Consider the following 15,073-nt stretch of genomic DNA (forward strand, 5'->3'; position numbering starts at 1 on the left):
GTATTTTCGCTCGCTCAGAACAGCGTCCAGATGCCGATCGTCGTGACGACTGCGAACACCAGTTGGAGCGGCGTGCCGACCTTCGCGTAGTCCGAGAAGCGGTAGCCGCCGGGGCCGTAGACGAACAGGTTGGTCTGGTAGCCGACGGGGCTCATGAAGGCGGTCGATGCGGCGAACGTCACCGCGAGCACGAACTGGTACGGCGTGCTGCCGGGCACCTGCGCTGCGGCGTCGAAGGCGACGGGAATCATCAGCACGACGGCGGCGTTGTTCGAGATGACGTTGGTGAGCGCCGCGGTCAGCACGTAGAACAGGCCGAGGACGGCGATGGCTGGCAGGACGACCGAACTCTGGACGAGCAAGTCGGCGAGGAACTGCGCCGCGCCGGTGTTCTGCATCGCGGTTCCGAGCGGGATGACGCCCGCGAGCAGGATGATGACGTCCCACTGGACCGCGTCGTACACTTCGCCGGGTTTGAGACAGCCCGTCAGCACCATGGCGAGCGCGCCGCCGAGTGCCGAGACGAGGATGGGGAACACGTCGAGCGCGGCGAGGCCGACCACGGCGAGGACGATGCCGACGGCGACGGGAATCTTCTCCTCGCGGTAGTCGTGGCGTTCGATCTCCTGTGCGACGATGAAGTCGCGGTTCACGTCGAGTCGTTCGATGGAGTCGGCGGTCGCCTGGACGAGCAGCGTGTCGCCGACGCGCAGCACGATGTTGTCCATCCGCTTGCGGATGAGTTCACCACCACGCCGCAGCGCGAGGACGGTCGCGTCGTAGCGCTGGCGGAAGTTCATCGAGGCGAGCGACTCGCCGACGAGGTCGGAGCCGGGCGCGACGACGACCTCGACGAGGTTCTCCGTGGCCTCGGCCAGTTCGAGTTCCTCCTCGGTGATGGTCACGTCTGGGAGCATGTCCAGTCCCTCCACGTCCATCAACTCGACTAGCGTGTCGCGGTCGGTCCGGACCATGAAGATGTCGCCGGACTGGATTGTCTTCGGGCCGAGCGGTTCGAGGAACACTTCGTCGCCCCGGACGAGTTGCACGAGGTCCACGTCGAAGTCGGTCTCGACGAGCGCGTCGCGGACGGTCTGGCCGACGAGTGGCGAGTCCTCGCGGACGCTAACCTCGGTGAGGTAGTCGGCCATGCGGAACTCCTCGGTGAGGTCTTCTTGCGGTTTGATGCGCTCGGGGAGGAGGTGGCGACCGATGGTGAGGAAGTAGACGAAGCCGACGACGGCGACGATGGCACCGAGCTGTGTGAACTCGAACATCGAGAAGCCATCTGCCAGCCGTGCCGCTTCCGCAGGTGCATCGGGTGCACTGGCGATGTCGCTGGCCACCTGACTAGCCAGGATGTTCGTGGAGGTGCCGATGAGGGTGAGCATCCCGCCGAACATCGACGCGTACGAGAGCGGAATGAGCAGTTTCGATGGTGAGGTCTTGCCCTTGTGGGCGATGTCGGTGACCATCGGGAGCAGGATGGCGACGGCTGCCGTGTTGTTGATGAACCCCGAGAGTGGGCCGACGACGCCCATCGTCGCGCTCAACTGTTTGGTCTCGTCGTCCTCGGTGTAGGCCGCGATTTTCCGCCCGAGAATCTGAATGATGCCAGTTCGTTGCACCCCGTCAGAGAGGATGAACATGGCGAGCACGGTGATAGTCGCCGTCGACGCGAACCCGGCGATACCGTCGTTCGGGTAGTTCCCGAACACCTCGATTGGCCCCGCAATGAGCCCCAACGCGGTCAACTGTTCGGTCAGTGGCGTGACCACGAGGAGCGCGACCATGATGCCGATTGCGGTGATGTCTACCGGCACGGGCTCGGTGGCGAACAGGACGAGTGCCACGAACACGAGGGCGAAGACGAAGAGAGCATCAGGTGTGAGCGCGACCACATGTTCCGAACGATGGGACGGCAGAAAAGCCTACGGAAGTGCTGTTTTTCGCACGGCGATACGGCGACGGTAGTCGAGGGACTGGCTTGGTCAGTCCGGCAGCGCGTCTGCGATGTCCTCGTCGGAGGCTTCGCCCGAACTGCTGGCCTGTTTGGTTCGAGTCTCTGACTCTGCTGTGGACCCGGTGGTCGAATCGCCGGCCGATGTGGTCTCTGTCGGGTCGGCGAGCGTCAGTGTCTCCGTGCTGTCGGCCACATCCCGGTCGGTGGCGCGACTCCGTCGGGTCGGCACGAGGTGTTCGGCGTCTATCTCTTCGAGCACGGTCTCGTCGAATATCTGTTCGAACGTGAGCTGACGGTGCTGCCCGTGTGAATTCGGGTCGAGGTGGAAGTGCGCGACGGCCCCGACCGAGCGAAGCCTGCCGGCGAGGACGTGACAGAACTGGAAGACGACCTCGGTTTCGTTCGCGGCGAGTAAGCCTGAGAGCGAGTCGAAACAGACCGAAATCTCGTAGCCGGCGTCGGTCCAGACCTGACAGAACTGACTGATGCGCTGACCGAGTTCTTGCAGGTCGCTCGGGTCGGAGACTGCGGCCTCGACGAGCGGGTCGGCGAAGTTCGGCTCCCCGGTGGAGACGGTCCGAATCGTCTCGCCCACCGTGATGGCCCCACGCTTCGCCGGCTGGCGGCCACCGGAGAGACCGGCGAAATCGAGTGTGTCTGTCGACTCTGTGGCGAACGAGACGACGAGCTCCGCGCGTCGTTTCGACTCGCAGACGTGCATCAGTCGGTCGCAGTGCTCACCCGCCTCTCCTGCTGTCATCTCGTCGAGCAGGAGGACGCATCGCGGGTCGCCTGCGCGTGCTTCCTCTGTCATACTGGCTCCCAACCCACCGGACTCCGCATCCGAGTGACTGGACGAAAAGTTGTCATGGAAGATGAAAGAGTTTCTGGCTAATCAGTCGTCCAATAACTTCGCGATGTCTTCGTCGGACGCTTCGACGATTTCGTCCGGGCGACTGTACTCGCCGTCGCCGACGATGGAGTAGTTCGCCTCTTCGCCCCAACTGTCGGCGAGTGCGGCGATGTCGCCGTCGGTCGCCTCCGCGAACTCCTCGATGACCGGTGCGTCGGTCGTTTCGCCGATGGTCGTATCGAAGATGGATTGGAACGTCGCGACCGTCTGGTCGTCGTGCTGGTCCGGTTCGAGGTGGAAGTGTGCCAACGCGTCGACCGACGACAGCCGGCTGTTCAGGACGTGGCAGAACTGGAAGACGACCTCGGTTCCAGCGTGTTCGAGCAGTTCAGAGAGCGAGTCGAAACAGACGACGATGTCGTACCCGTCGGCGTCCCAGCGCTCGCAGAAGCGACTGATGGAGGTCCCGATGCCCTGCAGGTCACCTGGCTCTGTCACCGCGTCCATGGGCACGGGTGCGCCGAAGTCCGGTCCGCCCTGTGCAGCCGAGCGCAGGACATCTCCGACGGAGATGATCCCCTTCTTCGCCGGCTGGCTGGCAGAAAGACTCCCGAACCCCGTCTTCTCGGCCTGTGCCTTCGGCAGCGAAACGGTCAACTCGGCACGGCTGTTCGCGGGAATCTTCTCCAGCAGGTCCTTACAGTGTTGGCAACCGTCCGGGTCTTCCGTCAGGAGGACGTTCCCGGTGTCCCTGATAGTGTCGATGTCCGTCATGGTAATCGTAGAGAGCCCCCCAGCTCTGTGGTTGATTCGAGAAAAGAGTGGTACTGTATTGATAGCTTCGGCCGGTTGAAAGGTTCCTAATGAGCGTTGTGGCCCACGTTTTCGGGTGGCGATGTGGTGACGCGTGGCGTGCCGTGGTCCGCCAATCGGGGTCTCCGCGGCGTCTCGTTCAGCCGGAGATACGACTATGTGTCTGGAAATAGTCGGTCTCTCTATATGTCTACAGCCGCGCCGTCGACCACGAACCACAGGGGAGCGGTCGCGGCCGGTGCAGCGGTCTACGCCCTGTTCGCCGTGTCGATGTGGTCCCTCGGATTCATGCAGTTATTACGGTACGCCACCATCTCGGTTGTGCCGTGTGGCGCGCTCGTGCTCGTCTTCAACTCGAAACCCGGGACGGCTGGGGTGTCTGTACTCGCTGCTGCGTCCGCGAAGCACGGGAAGGTGCTCGCGGCCGGTTTGGTGACGTACGCCGTCTTCGCCGCCTCGACGTGGTACTTCGGGTTCGTACAGGGGCTCCGGTACGTCACTGCGTCGCTCGTCCTGGTCGGCCTCGTCGTGCTCGTGCTCGAAACGGTCCGTCGCAGTTGGGTCTGACGGGCGGCAGTCGCTCTCTCTTCGGATACCACTCGGTTCGCGAAAACTGTCCGACCCGGCAGTCCCCTATAACTCCTGGTCCTTCAACTCGATGTCGCCGACGACCTCGAACGGGTGTTTCTCCTTGCGAACCCCGTCGAGAATGGTGAAGGCGTCACCGGGCGTGAGGAAGTGCGTACAGACGACGCGGCCGAGGTCGGTCGGTTTGAAGCCCTCGATGAAGCCGTACTCCAGTAGCTTCCCGATGGCGTGTTTCGTCGGGACCTTCCCGAGCATTCGGTCGTTGAGTCGCTTCGCGCCCTTGCCGGCGACGGCGATGTTCGCCAGCGTCTCTTCGATGGCGGCGTCCTCGTCGTACCGGGTGACGACCGGCTCCATCTGGCCCTTGAGCAGTTTGAAGGCGACTTCGTCCTCCGACATCTCCATCGAGTTGTGGTACGTGCAGTCGGGTTCGACCAGCATGTACACCGTCCCGCGGTCGTGGTAGTCCGGGCGACCGGCACGGCCGAGCATCTGGCTGAACTCCTGCACCGAGAGCCACTCGATACCCATCGCGAGCGAGTCGAAGATGACCTGTGAGGCCGGGAAGTCGACACCGGCGGCGAGCGCGGCCGTGGTGACGACCGCCGAGAGTTCCTGGTTACCGAACTTCCGTTCGACCTGTTTTCGCTTGCCGTAGTCGAGGCCGGCGTGGTAGGCTGCGGAGTTGTAGTGGAGCTTTCTGGAAATCTCGTGACAGCGTCGTCGCGAGTTGGTGAAGATGATGGTCTGTCCGCGATAGCCCTTCGACGACTTGCGGTCGAACTCTCGCTTCACCAACCGATTGGCGATTTTCACCTTCTCCTGACTGCCTGCGAACGTGACGTGGCGTTCGATGGGTACCGGGCGCTCTTCGAACTCGATGAGTCGCGCTCTGAGCTTCTGGGACAGTTCCTTCGGGTTTCCGACGGTCGCAGAGAGGTACACCCACTGCGCGCCGCCGTAGTTCGTTTTCACCTTCTCGCGCTCGTCGCTGTAGTGTTTGAGCCGGGAGATGAGGCCATCGAGACGATGGCCGCGACCGTCCTCTTTGAGCGTGTGGACCTCGTCGATGACGACGGTGCCGATGTCGCCGAGGTCTTTCCCCGAACGAAGTGCGTGGTCGATACCCTCGTAGGTGCCGACGATGACGTCCGCGCCGGGGTCGAACCGATTCCCAGAGTCGGAGACGCGACTCGCGCCGACCCGGATGGTCACGTCGACCATGTCGCCATACCGGTTCTCGAAGTCCTCGTGCTTCTGGTTCGCCAGTGCGACCAGCGGCACGAGAAACAGCATCTTGCCCTGGCCGTTCAGCACGCGGTTGATGCCGGCCATCTCGCCGATGAGCGTCTTCCCGGTCGCCGTCGCGGACACGACCAACTGGTCAGTGCCGTCGAACAGGCCGTTCTCCACGGCCAGCGACTGCACCGGAAGCAGTGTTTCGAAGCGGTTTTCGAGCAGTCCCTGTAGGCCGGGATGCAGGTTGAGCGAGTCGGTGCGGACGGGGTCGACCTCGTCCGTCGTCGCCGAAATCTCGTCGAACTTCGTCAGGCTCGGGTCGAGTTCGCCCTTGAGCAGGTTGGTGATTCGTTCGAGGTCCTGCACTTCGAGCATCAACTCTTCGAGTCGGTCGCGGGCGGCCGCGGTGAACTCGCCGTGGTACGATAGTTCCTGTTCGAGTTCGCGGCTGGCGCAGTCGACACAGATGTAGTCCTGACCCGATTTGACCGAGGTCGCTTCCGTGATTGGCGAGTACCGGCCGTCGCTGGCGCAGTAGCGACAGGTCCGGACGACCTTCGCCGAAAGCTGGTAGCCGTCGAGCATTGCCTGTAACTCGCTGCGCCCGGCCGTACTCGTCTGTTCGGAGATACGGATTCGCGCCGCTCGGCGTGCGATTTCGACGAACTCGTCGGGGTTCCGTGGCTCCTCCGAGGACCCGCGGATGACCCGAAACTTCCCGGGCCGGGGTCCGGCGCTGGTCTCTTTGAGTTCCAGCTTCGACCGGAAGACGCGGTCGCCGTCGCGCTGGACGACGGCGAGGTAGTTACCCCCGGTCTGGTGGAGGAACAGGGTGTCGACCCGCTGGACCTGTGTTGACACGCGAGACGGTACGTGTGAGGGGTATTTCAGGGTTCTGCGTTCGATTCGTTCTGCGGGGGTCGCCACCGCCCCGGCGGGTGAACCGCCACGTCGCGTTCGCAGACGACGAGGTCGCAGTAGGCCACCGCAGAATCGTACTCGCGGAGTTTGCCCCGGTAGCTCGCGGCGGCCCTCGCGGCTTCGGCAGCGGTCCGCCGGTCGTCGAACTGTAGCCCATCGACCGGCACTGGAGACGACCCAGTCTTCGCACAGATGACGTGGTAGGGACCACCCGGCGCGTGCAGCGTCTGGAGGTGGGCACGGAGGTCGGTCAGCCCGTCGGTGCTGGCCATCGTTCGAGTCACTGGTTCCCACTCGATAGCCAAATAACTAGTTGTTTTAGGTTGGCCAAAAGCAATGTTCTGTGCGCCTCTCGAATCCTGAGAGCGTATTCCGCTACATTTTTTAGGGTGGCCTAAAGAGTTGGTGTCGATGACTGACGAAGCGGCTCGAATCCGTGCGTTGCGCGAGACGGCCGAATCGCTGTCGACGGCGAACGGCTCGTACGTCGTGGCCTGTGCCGTCACCGGCCACCGACCAGACCCTGTGACCGGCGCAGAGTTCGAGACGCGCGAGGACGCTGAACGGGCGGCCGAGGCGACCGAGGACTACCAGTCGGCGATGTGTTCCCTCGACCCGGACCGGCCTCGTTACCGTCCAACCGTCTACGAAATCGACGACGAAACCCCGCTCGAACTGGCCTCGACACGCTCGCGGACCGAGGGCCGCCGTGCGAACGGCCTCCCGTCGACGAGCGAATCCGTGACCGTCAGCAGCGGTCGAGACGGCGAGTGGCTCCAGATGGAGAACGCCCCGCTCATCCACCTCGGGCGCGACGACGGGCCATTCGAGGACGACGTGGTTGCGCGCCAGCTAGACGTGAAACTGTAGCTGCGAGGGTGCCCCGTTGCCGGAAATGTGTCGATTATCGACTGTCGTCGCCGTCTTCGTCCGATTCCGACGACTCGCCGAACAGGCCGCGGAACAGGCCGACTGCCGCTCTCGACTTCGTCGTGCTGGGTTCGCGCTGTCGCTGTGCCATGTTTTTTAGGCTGGCCTAAAGCGTAAAAAGCGTACCGGAAGCTGTTGGCTCGGAATTACTCCCGCAACTCGATGGTGTCGTCGCCGTTCGGCACCGCACAGAGGAACGCGCCTTCCTCATCACTCTCGTTCCGGTACCAGTGGACGGTTCCCGCAGGAATGAGCAGCGAGTCGCCCGCCTCGACGGTGTACTCCTCGTTACCGATGCCGACGACGTACTCGCCAGCCAGCACGTACTGCTCGTGTTCGACCGCGTTCGTGTGCTTCGGCACTTCGGCACCGGGAGCCAGTGTGAACCGCCGGATGGCGAAGTTCGGCGCGCCGTGTTCTTCTGCGACGAGAACGCCCTTTTGCAGGCCCTCGGCGGCGTCTACGGGTTCGTAGTCGATATCTGCTGCACGGCGAACGAGTGGGTCGACGTCGCTCATACCGTGTCGCTACGACCGGGGGCCACTTAGCGGCCGTCGTTCTGTTCGACACCCCGACGGCTTTCCCCTCGCCGTGCCCCATCGCGGCCACCCATTTATGCCCGTCCCACGACTATATCCCGATATGCGAAGTTTCCGTATCGGGTCGCTGTTCGGCATCCCGATAAAGCTGGACCTGACGTTCCTGCTGGTCCTGCCACTGTTCGCCTATCTCATCGGGAGCCGCGTCGGTGAGGTCGCCGAGATGATGAACCTGGTGTTCAGTGCAGAGCTAGCCACCGGGCCACTCACGACCGGGTCGACGCCGTGGGTCGTCGGGACAGCGGCAGCTATCGGCCTCTTCGCGGGTGTCGTCCTCCACGAACTGGGCCACTCGCTCGTCGCCATGCGCTACGGCTATCCCATCGACTCAATCACGCTGTGGATCTTCGGCGGCATCGCCGCCCTCTCCGAGATGCCCGAAGACTGGAAGGAGGAACTCCAAATCGCCATCGCCGGGCCGCTCGTCTCCATCGCCCTCGGTATCGCTTCCGCCGTCGGCTTCCTCGTCCTCCCGTCGGGCTATTCCGCCCCACGGTTCGTCCTCGGCTACCTCGCGTTAATGAACATCGCCCTCGCCGGGTTCAACATGCTGCCCGGCTTCCCGATGGACGGCGGCCGGGTCCTTCGCGCCCTGCTCGCTCGGACTCGCCCCTACGCGAGAGCGACGCAAATCGCCGCCGAAGTCGGGAAACTGTTCGCCATACTCCTCGGCCTGTTCGGCCTCTTTACCGGCGGCTGGCTCCTCATCGGTATCGCCTTCTTCATCTACATCGGCGCGTCGACCGAGGCCCAGCAGGTCGTGATGAAAGCCGCGTTCCAGAACGTCACCGTCCGGGACATCATGACGCCGTGGGACCACCTCAAGACCATCGAGGTCGGTGAGAGCGTCGCCACCCTCGTCCAGCGCATGTTCTCCGAACGCCACACCGGCTACCCGGTCCTCGAAAACGGCGAACTCGTCGGCCTCGTCGCGCTCGAAGACGCCCGCGACGTGCCGCCGGTCGAACGCGACGCCTACCGCGTCGAGGAGATAATGACCCGCGACCTCGTCACCATCGGCCCCGACGCCGACGCGATGACGGCCCTCACGACGATGCAAGAGGAGGGCGTCGGTCGCCTGCTCGTCACCGACGGCTTCGGCGACCTCGTCGGCATCATCACCCGAACCGACCTGATGACCGCCTTCGACATCATCAAACAGAGCGGGTCGACGAGTCCACAGCGGCAGGTTCGGACGGCTGACTGAGTACGGGCCGGAAACGAAATTTCAAAAAATTGTCTACTTCAGCACGCTGTTGCAGAATACCGGGCCATGGTGTTCGATACAGCCGGCTCTGTCGAAGTTGGTTGTGAAAGAATTTTGAAGGGTCCAGGTGCGAGAATCGAACCCGCGTCTCAGCCTCCACAAGGCTGAAGGATAGTCCACTACCCCAACCCGGACACTGCGTACACCACTTCGTACCCGACCAGCGTAAAAATACGTTACGACTCTGTGGTACTGCGACAGACAGACACACGCGCAGCGGGACCGGGGCGTTTTTGCCGTCGACGCGGCTACTGGTGTCCAAGCGTGGCCATCACGGACAAGATATACGTCAAGAACCACCGCCAGCTCGCCTCTGCGCTGGACACGAACATCCCGAAGGGGGCGTTCAAGGGGGCGACGCTGGACATCCTGTTCAACGGTGGTGAGGACCTGGAGAAGTTGGACGAGGCGACTCGTGAGCGCGTGATAGACTTCTCGAAGGACTTCATGGACTGTGGCTGCAAGAACGCGCCGTACTGCGGGCATCCCGAGCGCAAGTTTATCATCTACCTGTTGGAACTGCGCGCCGAGGGACTGCCGCCGTCGTCTATCGTCGACGTGATGACGGACGACTACATGGTGTACGCCTACGAGGGCGACGTGCTGTCGTTCTTAGACGATGGGGTCCGAACGCTGGAGGCGATGGAGGAACTGGCGCGGGTCGACGGGAACGAGGAGATGCAGCGGCGCGCCCGGGAGACGAAACGGCAGTTATCGGGCTGAGGCGCGAAGCGAGAGCGAGAAAGAGCGAGAGACAGATTCTGCGGTCAGTCGCTGAGTCGGTACGGCGAGTCTTCGTCTGGGTCGTCGCCGAGGTCTAAGTCTTCGAGGTGAATCACGTCTTCGGGGTCGTCGGCGGCTTCCAGACTCTCGCGCAACTTCGTCACGTACGCTTTGTGCTCGTCGAGTTGTTCGCGGAGGTGTTCGGCTTCGAGCTCGAGGCGTTCGTGTTCGCGGACGAAACTCTTCGGCACTTTCACCTTCGGCGGCCACTCCGAGACGTCCCCGCTCGACTCCGGGGCCTCGTGTTCTGGGACGACGACGACCTGACCGTCGTGGGCGACGAGCATGTCGACGTAGTCACGGAAGACGGCCGAGAGGGAGATGTCGCGTTCCTCGGCGATCTCCTGTAACGTCTCGAAAGCGTCCTCGTTGACGCGAAAGGAGATCGTCTTGTTCTTGTTGCCCATGTTGCACGACACTACGGCCGTGGGGCTACTTGAAGTTTCGTCAGACACTCACCGAACTCGCTGCGGGGCTGCAGAAAAAGGAACCGCGTGACTCCGGGGTCCGGCCGTTCAGACCGTGGCTTCGACTTCTTCGTCGTCGTCGCCGTCAGTCTCGTCGGCTTCGTCGGCCGTCGCGCCCATGCTCTGGAGTGCCGCGACGACCTCGTCGTGGTACATGTCGAGCATTTCGGGGTCGTAGTGGTCACGCGCCATCGCGGCGTACTCGTTGGTTTCGTCCTCGAAGGCGTCGAGGCGGTCGAGCGTGCGCTCTGCCGTCTCGACGACCCAGCGGTTGCGGGTGGCCTCGTCCACCGCGGTGATGGACTCAGGCCGCAGAGAGACGTTGACGCTGCCGTCGTCGGTCTCGAACGTGCGCGGCTTGCCGACCACCGAGACGTACGCCGGCGGTTCGGTGTCGCGCAGGAACGAGGCCGCTTCGGGCTGGTACTGCCCGGCGTACACGAAGAACGTGCCCGTCGGGTCGACCACGCGGCCGCGCCAGTACTCGGAGTCCTCGCCGATGTCCTCCGTCTCGGTGAGGGTGCCGACGACGAACACGCGGTTTGCGCGGTCGCCAGTCGGCAGGAGCGCGAAGTTGGGAGCGCGCTCGTCGTCGGATTCTTTGAACGTGTACGCCGCGTCGTTGAACTCGCGTGCGAAGACGCGCTTTGCGACTTCGCGGGTAGGTGCTTGACTCATTTACATCGACCTCGCGCGGATGAGAGCCGCTTCTCCACTCGGACTGTCCGTGAGCTCTTCGAGATCGTCGACGAGGACGTACCGACCGAAGGTCGGGCCGGAGACGCGGTAGTACGTCCCCATGATCTTCTCGCGAATCTCGTCGGCGACGACCGTCGTGTCGAGCGCGTCCATGGCCATCTGCTTGGCTTCGTCGAGGCTGATTTCGGCCACGTCCTCGGTCGCTTCCTTGTTGAAGATGACCTCGTGCGCGTCCATGCCGTCGTCGATGACGGCCTTGATGCGCAGGTCGAACTCGCCGTCGCCCTCGCCGTGTTCGGCACAGCGGCCGTTCTGGAGGACGCGCGTGCAGTCCTCTTCGGGACAGCGCTTGATGAGGCCGCTCCCGGACTGGATGTCCACGAGCGCGCCCTCGACGGTGGTCGAGTCGTCGCCGACTTCGACCTCGTGGTCGAGTTTCTCGATGCCCGTCGTCCGGTTGAGCTTGACCGAGAAGTTACCCTCGTACTCGTCGCTGACGACGTTGGTCAGCCGGTAGGACGCGCCCTCTTCGAGTTCCTCCAGTTCGGAGGTGGTGAACGCGATGAACTTCATCGTGCCCGACTCGTCGCCGAGGAGGCCGACCTGTCCGACCGCGTCGGAGCGGGGTTCCCACAGCTGGGTCACCTTCGCTTCCACGTCGAGCCACTGCTCGTCCTGGTCGATGTCGTTGAGGAGCATCTGTTCGCTCCCGCCGCCACTGGCGACCTCGTCCCGGTCGATACCGGCCTTGTCGAGGTAGTGGCTGCGGACGGAGCGGACCGCTTCGTCCATCGGGACCTTGAACTCGTTGACGAGGTTGTTCAGGCGTCCTTCGACGTCGTCGACGGACACGTCGTCCAGATGCTCGGAGAACTGTTCGTGTATATCTTCCGCGTGCTGGCGCACATCACTCATGGTGTCTCTCTGTCTCCGCGTGTGTTCCTGTGGGAGACGTATCGACGTTGGTTCGGGATGGTATTTAAACTAGGCCTTCCGCGGAGTGAAAGTGAAACTGGTCGGCTATAGCCGTCGATTTAGCTGAAACACTGCTTGCACGCTCCGGGCGAATTATGTCTGTCCGTTACCACATATTCGCCGTGCCCCGTCCCTCCATCACCGTCGCACTGGCAGTCGTGCTCGCGGTTTGTCTCCTCGGTGCTGGCTGTCTCGGCGTCGTCGACGCGCCCGGAGACGAACAGACGCCGACCACGACGAGCCAGTACGGGACCGTGACGTATCCTGACCTCCCCGCAGAGTGGACGAACGACTCACTCCGCGAGTTCGCCCTCGCGTACGAGGAATCTCACGTCGTCGAGCGCGTCAGAGAGCGGGCGATGGGTGAGATTCAGCGAATCGACTACAGCGTCTCGAACGTGACCGTCGAGGCGAACGAGTCCAGCGGGACCGTCGTCCACCTTCAGTACATGGTCGGCGTCCGAGCGAAGGTCGGCGGCGGCAACGTCGTCGCCTCAGACACCCGCTATTCGGTGACGTACCGATTCGACGAGGGGCGGGTCTGGCGCGCGTCCGAGACGGGCCTGTCGCGGCCGGACCAGCACGTCCGGACGAACGGCACGCGCGTGGCTGCTTGAAGTAGACCCAATCCCCGTCACCGACGTACCTTAGTGGCCCGCCCCGCTATCATCGACCAGTAATGCGTCCGTTCGTCCCCGGGAGGTGCCCCCGTGCCCAACAGTGACGGCCCCAGTGGGTTCTTCCGCAAGGCTCTGCGCTCCGCAGGCCGCCAGTACGCGAAGTCGCGCGAGGAGTTCACCACCGGCCGGAAGGTGAGCAGGCTTCCGCGCGACGAGTACGACCGGGTCCAAATCGTCTGTCGGCGCTACGCCGAAGAGCGCGCGGTCCCGCTGAACAAGGCGGCGGTGCCCGAATGCTTCGACCCGGAGAACCCCGACTGTCAGGGCTGTCTGGAGGACATCCGAGAGGGGGTCATCGAGACGTGGTGACTACTGTTGCCCTCGTTCTCGCGGGTGGGACCGGCACGCGACTCTACCCGGCGAGTCGGAGCAATCGACCCAAACAGTTCCTCGCGTTCGACGGCGACGACTCGTTGCTCTCAGAGACCGTCTCCAGAGTCGGCTTCGCCGACGAGACGTACGTCCTGACGAGCGACGACTACGCCGAACAGGTGCGCGAACACGCACCCACTGCAGGTGTCCTCGTCGAACCCGAGGCGAAAGACACCGGCCCGGCACTGGCCTACGCGGCCCGGCGAATCCACGAACAGGTCGGCGACTGCGTCCTGCTCTGTGTGCCGAGCGACCACCTCGTCGCGGGCGACTTCGAGACTATCGCGACCCGGGCCTGTCAGGTTGCAGTGGAAACGGGGGGGTTGGTGACGATGGGCGTGACCCCGACTCGCCCGGCGACTGGATACGGCTACATTGAGCCTGAATCGAGCGACGGCGACGACACGGACCCCTTCACCGACGGCTACGCGCCCGTCTCAGAGTTTCGCGAAAAACCCGACGTGGACACGGCCCGGGAGTTCGTCGCGGCGAACTACCTCTGGAACGCGGGAATCTTCGCGTGGACGCCCAGTTCGTTCCTGCGCGAGTGCGAGGAGACACCGCTCGAACCCATCGCCACTGCAGAAGACGCCGAAACCGGCTTCGCCGAGGCCGAGGCCGTCAGTGTGGACTACGCGGTCCTCGAACGAACCGACGAGGCCTACGTCGTCCCAGCGGACTTCGACTGGGACGACCTCGGCTCGTGGGACGCCTTCGAGCGATTGCATCCCGGTGAGAACGCGGTGCTCGGCGATGCCCTGACCGTCGACGCGAGTGGGAACGTCGTCGCTGGTGACAAGCACGTCGCGCTGGTCGGCGTCGACGACCTCGTCGTCGCGGCGTACGACGACCGAGTGCTCGTCGTGCCGAAAGACGAGACACAGCGTGTGCGCGAGGTCGTGGCGAAGTTACGAGAACAGGGACAGTTCTGACGGTTCTGGCCGATTCTGTGTGATTTTGTCTCTCTTTCTTAGCTCCGCGTCCGGCCGCCGTCGACCGGAATCGACGTGCCGGTGACGAAACTCGCCGCGTCCGAGGAGAGGAACGCGACCACGTCGCCGAGTTCCATCGGGTCGCCGATGCGGTTCATCGGGATGTCCGCCGACCAGTCAGCCAGCCCTTCTTCGTAGCTGTCGTACTCGCCGCGGTCCATCGACTGGTCGATGAGTTCGCGGATTCGGGCAGTTTCGTGCGCCCCGGGCATGACCACGTTGGCTCTGACATCGGGTGCCCACTCTCGCGCGATTGTATCCGACAGGCCGACGACCGCCCGGCGAACTGCGTTCGAGAGGACGAGGCCGTCGATGGCCTCCTGCACACTCGTCGAGGTAATCGCGGTCCACGTCCCGGCGTCGCTCTCGACGAGGTGCGGGTGCGCCTCCTGCAGCGTCCAGACCGCACTCATCACGAGCAGGTCGTACGCCGCGTAGAAGTCCTTCTCCGTCATGTCGACGAACGCGCCCGAGGGCGGCCCGCCGGCGGAGGTGACCACGTGGTCGAGGCTGCCGTACGCTTCGACCGTCGTCTCGACGAGGTCAGTGATGTCGTCGGGGTCGGTGATGTCGGCGTGGCGGGCGAGCACGTCGCCGAAGCCGTACTCCTCTATCTCACTCGCGGCCTCGTCCAGTCGGTCGCGGTCGCGGCCACAGATGGCGACGTTCGCGCCCTCGCGGGCGAGTGCCTTCGCGCTGGCGAGGCCGAGTCCGGACGAACTCGCGGTGACGAGCGCCGTGTTGCCTTCGAGATTCAGGTCCATGCGCCGAGCAACGAGGGCCGGCCCCTAAATTCCTGAGTCCCCGGCGAATTCGACTCGGTACGACCGTCGACTGCCCTCGGTGAAGAATCTCGAAGAACGTACATGTTTCCGTAATGTCGAGCTTTCTCGTCTAGCACTGGCGTTCAGTACGGGTATGCAGAAGACTTA

17 protein-coding genes and 1 tRNA gene are annotated in these 15,073 nt (G+C 63.7%); 7 read left to right on the forward strand and 11 right to left on the reverse strand.

What is annotated here, in order from left to right:
* Nucleotides 1–14 precede the first annotated feature (14 nt).
* The 3 genes from ACSC1P_RS10875 to ACSC1P_RS10885 all read right to left on the reverse strand — a co-directional run bounded on the left by ACSC1P_RS10875 (nucleotide 15) and on the right by ACSC1P_RS10885 (nucleotide 3,590).
* Nucleotides 15–1,901 (reverse strand): SLC13 family permease, encoded by a 1,887-nt coding sequence (locus ACSC1P_RS10875; protein ID WP_435360174.1) that lies wholly within the window; start codon nucleotides 1,899–1,901, stop codon nucleotides 15–17.
* A gap of 90 nt (nucleotides 1,902–1,991) precedes the next feature.
* Nucleotides 1,992–2,777: a DUF7504 family protein gene (locus ACSC1P_RS10880; RefSeq protein WP_435360175.1), complete on the reverse strand. Its 786-nt coding sequence runs from the start codon at nucleotides 2,775–2,777 to the stop codon at nucleotides 1,992–1,994.
* A gap of 81 nt (nucleotides 2,778–2,858) precedes the next feature.
* Nucleotides 2,859–3,590, reverse strand: coding sequence for a DUF7504 family protein (locus ACSC1P_RS10885; protein WP_435360176.1), 732 nt, complete (start codon nucleotides 3,588–3,590; stop codon nucleotides 2,859–2,861).
* 225 nt (nucleotides 3,591–3,815) lie between these two features.
* Between ACSC1P_RS10885 and ACSC1P_RS10890 the strand changes: the two genes are divergently transcribed.
* Nucleotides 3,816–4,196: a hypothetical protein gene (locus tag ACSC1P_RS10890; RefSeq protein ID WP_435360177.1), complete on the forward strand. Its 381-nt coding sequence runs from the start codon at nucleotides 3,816–3,818 to the stop codon at nucleotides 4,194–4,196.
* A 66-nt stretch (nucleotides 4,197–4,262) separates the two neighbouring features.
* Here the strand turns inward: ACSC1P_RS10890 and ACSC1P_RS10895 are convergent, their stop codons facing one another.
* Together ACSC1P_RS10895 and ACSC1P_RS10900 are read right to left on the reverse strand one after the other, a co-directional pair.
* Nucleotides 4,263–6,317: a DEAD/DEAH box helicase gene (locus ACSC1P_RS10895; RefSeq protein WP_435360178.1), complete on the reverse strand. Its 2,055-nt coding sequence runs from the start codon at nucleotides 6,315–6,317 to the stop codon at nucleotides 4,263–4,265.
* A gap of 26 nt (nucleotides 6,318–6,343) precedes the next feature.
* Nucleotides 6,344–6,649 carry a DUF7552 domain-containing protein gene (locus ACSC1P_RS10900; RefSeq protein WP_435360179.1) on the reverse strand — a complete coding sequence of 102 codons (306 nt, stop codon included), beginning with the start codon at nucleotides 6,647–6,649 and terminating at the stop codon, nucleotides 6,344–6,346.
* Between the two features lie 139 nt (nucleotides 6,650–6,788).
* Here ACSC1P_RS10900 and ACSC1P_RS10905 point away from each other — a divergent pair, with 139 nt between their 5' ends.
* Nucleotides 6,789–7,247: a DUF7552 domain-containing protein gene (locus ACSC1P_RS10905; RefSeq protein WP_435360180.1), complete on the forward strand. Its 459-nt coding sequence runs from the start codon at nucleotides 6,789–6,791 to the stop codon at nucleotides 7,245–7,247.
* A 206-nt stretch (nucleotides 7,248–7,453) separates the two neighbouring features.
* On the opposite strand, the gene ACSC1P_RS10910 is transcribed toward ACSC1P_RS10905, so the two are convergent.
* The gene (locus ACSC1P_RS10910; RefSeq protein WP_435360181.1) at nucleotides 7,454–7,825 is read right to left on the reverse strand and encodes a cupin domain-containing protein; all 372 of its coding nucleotides are present in this window, start codon (nucleotides 7,823–7,825) and stop codon (nucleotides 7,454–7,456) included.
* Between the two features lie 124 nt (nucleotides 7,826–7,949).
* On the opposite strand from ACSC1P_RS10910, the gene ACSC1P_RS10915 reads away from it, so the two are divergent.
* Nucleotides 7,950–9,113, forward strand: a complete 1,164-nt coding sequence (locus ACSC1P_RS10915; RefSeq protein WP_435360182.1) for a CBS domain-containing protein — start codon at nucleotides 7,950–7,952, stop codon at nucleotides 9,111–9,113.
* A 121-nt stretch (nucleotides 9,114–9,234) separates the two neighbouring features.
* Here ACSC1P_RS10915 and ACSC1P_RS10920 read toward each other — a convergent pair.
* Nucleotides 9,235–9,307, reverse strand: a tRNA-His gene (locus ACSC1P_RS10920).
* Between the two features lie 130 nt (nucleotides 9,308–9,437).
* Between ACSC1P_RS10920 and ACSC1P_RS10925 the strand changes: the two genes are divergently transcribed.
* Nucleotides 9,438–9,896: a DUF5814 domain-containing protein gene (locus tag ACSC1P_RS10925; RefSeq protein WP_435360183.1), complete on the forward strand. Its 459-nt coding sequence runs from the start codon at nucleotides 9,438–9,440 to the stop codon at nucleotides 9,894–9,896.
* Nucleotides 9,897–9,940: 44 nt separating this feature from the next.
* On the opposite strand, the gene ACSC1P_RS10930 is transcribed toward ACSC1P_RS10925, so the two are convergent.
* The 3 genes from ACSC1P_RS10930 to ACSC1P_RS10940 form a co-directional block, all read right to left on the reverse strand.
* Complete coding sequence (locus tag ACSC1P_RS10930; protein WP_435360184.1) at nucleotides 9,941–10,363, reverse strand: DUF8146 domain-containing protein; 423 nt, start codon at nucleotides 10,361–10,363, stop codon at nucleotides 9,941–9,943.
* Nucleotides 10,364–10,471: 108 nt separating this feature from the next.
* Entirely contained in the window at nucleotides 10,472–11,101 is a 630-nt protein-coding gene (locus tag ACSC1P_RS10935; RefSeq protein WP_435360185.1) for an RPA family protein, read from the reverse strand.
* Nucleotides 11,102–12,037, reverse strand: coding sequence for a replication factor A (locus tag ACSC1P_RS10940; protein ID WP_435360186.1), 936 nt, complete (start codon nucleotides 12,035–12,037; stop codon nucleotides 11,102–11,104). It abuts the gene before it with no gap.
* Between the two features lie 182 nt (nucleotides 12,038–12,219).
* Here ACSC1P_RS10940 and ACSC1P_RS10945 point away from each other — a divergent pair, with 182 nt between their 5' ends.
* From ACSC1P_RS10945 to ACSC1P_RS10955, 3 genes are all read left to right on the forward strand, one after another.
* The gene (locus ACSC1P_RS10945) at nucleotides 12,220–12,714 is read left to right on the forward strand and encodes a hypothetical protein (RefSeq protein WP_435360187.1); all 495 of its coding nucleotides are present in this window, start codon (nucleotides 12,220–12,222) and stop codon (nucleotides 12,712–12,714) included.
* A gap of 93 nt (nucleotides 12,715–12,807) precedes the next feature.
* Entirely contained in the window at nucleotides 12,808–13,086 is a 279-nt protein-coding gene (locus ACSC1P_RS10950) for a DUF7091 family protein (protein WP_435360188.1), read from the forward strand.
* Nucleotides 13,080–14,081, forward strand: coding sequence for a mannose-1-phosphate guanylyltransferase (locus ACSC1P_RS10955; RefSeq protein ID WP_435360189.1), 1,002 nt, complete (start codon nucleotides 13,080–13,082; stop codon nucleotides 14,079–14,081). The genes ACSC1P_RS10950 and ACSC1P_RS10955 overlap by 7 nt, the downstream gene beginning before the upstream one ends.
* 38 nt (nucleotides 14,082–14,119) lie before the next feature.
* Here ACSC1P_RS10955 and ACSC1P_RS10960 read toward each other — a convergent pair whose 3' ends face one another.
* On the reverse strand, nucleotides 14,120–14,905 hold the full coding sequence (locus ACSC1P_RS10960; RefSeq protein ID WP_435360190.1) for an SDR family oxidoreductase: 786 nt from the start codon (nucleotides 14,903–14,905) through the stop codon (nucleotides 14,120–14,122).
* Nucleotides 14,906–15,073: the final 168 nt, after the last annotated feature.

The sequence above is a fragment of the Haloarchaeobius caseinilyticus genome (genome assembly GCF_051207395.1).
GTDB lineage: Archaea > Halobacteriota > Halobacteria > Halobacteriales > Natrialbaceae > Haloarchaeobius.

Excerpts from the sequence above, each read along its gene's own strand:
- ACSC1P_RS10880 (WP_435360175.1), bottom strand. The coding sequence starts at position 2,777 with ATGACAGAGGAAGCACGCGCAGGCGACCCGCGATGCGTCCTCCTGCTC.
- ACSC1P_RS10885 (WP_435360176.1), bottom strand. The coding sequence starts at position 3,590 with ATGACGGACATCGACACTATCAGGGACACCGGGAACGTCCTCCTGACG.
- ACSC1P_RS10890 (WP_435360177.1), top strand. The coding sequence starts at position 3,816 with ATGTCTACAGCCGCGCCGTCGACCACGAACCACAGGGGAGCGGTCGCG.
- ACSC1P_RS10900 (WP_435360179.1), bottom strand. The coding sequence starts at position 6,649 with ATGGCCAGCACCGACGGGCTGACCGACCTCCGTGCCCACCTCCAGACG.
- ACSC1P_RS10905 (WP_435360180.1), top strand. The coding sequence starts at position 6,789 with ATGACTGACGAAGCGGCTCGAATCCGTGCGTTGCGCGAGACGGCCGAA.
- ACSC1P_RS10910 (WP_435360181.1), bottom strand. The coding sequence starts at position 7,825 with ATGAGCGACGTCGACCCACTCGTTCGCCGTGCAGCAGATATCGACTAC.
- ACSC1P_RS10915 (WP_435360182.1), top strand. The coding sequence starts at position 7,950 with ATGCGAAGTTTCCGTATCGGGTCGCTGTTCGGCATCCCGATAAAGCTG.
- ACSC1P_RS10930 (WP_435360184.1), bottom strand. The coding sequence starts at position 10,363 with ATGGGCAACAAGAACAAGACGATCTCCTTTCGCGTCAACGAGGACGCT.
- ACSC1P_RS10935 (WP_435360185.1), bottom strand. The coding sequence starts at position 11,101 with ATGAGTCAAGCACCTACCCGCGAAGTCGCAAAGCGCGTCTTCGCACGC.
- ACSC1P_RS10940 (WP_435360186.1), bottom strand. The coding sequence starts at position 12,037 with ATGAGTGATGTGCGCCAGCACGCGGAAGATATACACGAACAGTTCTCC.
- ACSC1P_RS10960 (WP_435360190.1), bottom strand. The coding sequence starts at position 14,905 with ATGGACCTGAATCTCGAAGGCAACACGGCGCTCGTCACCGCGAGTTCG.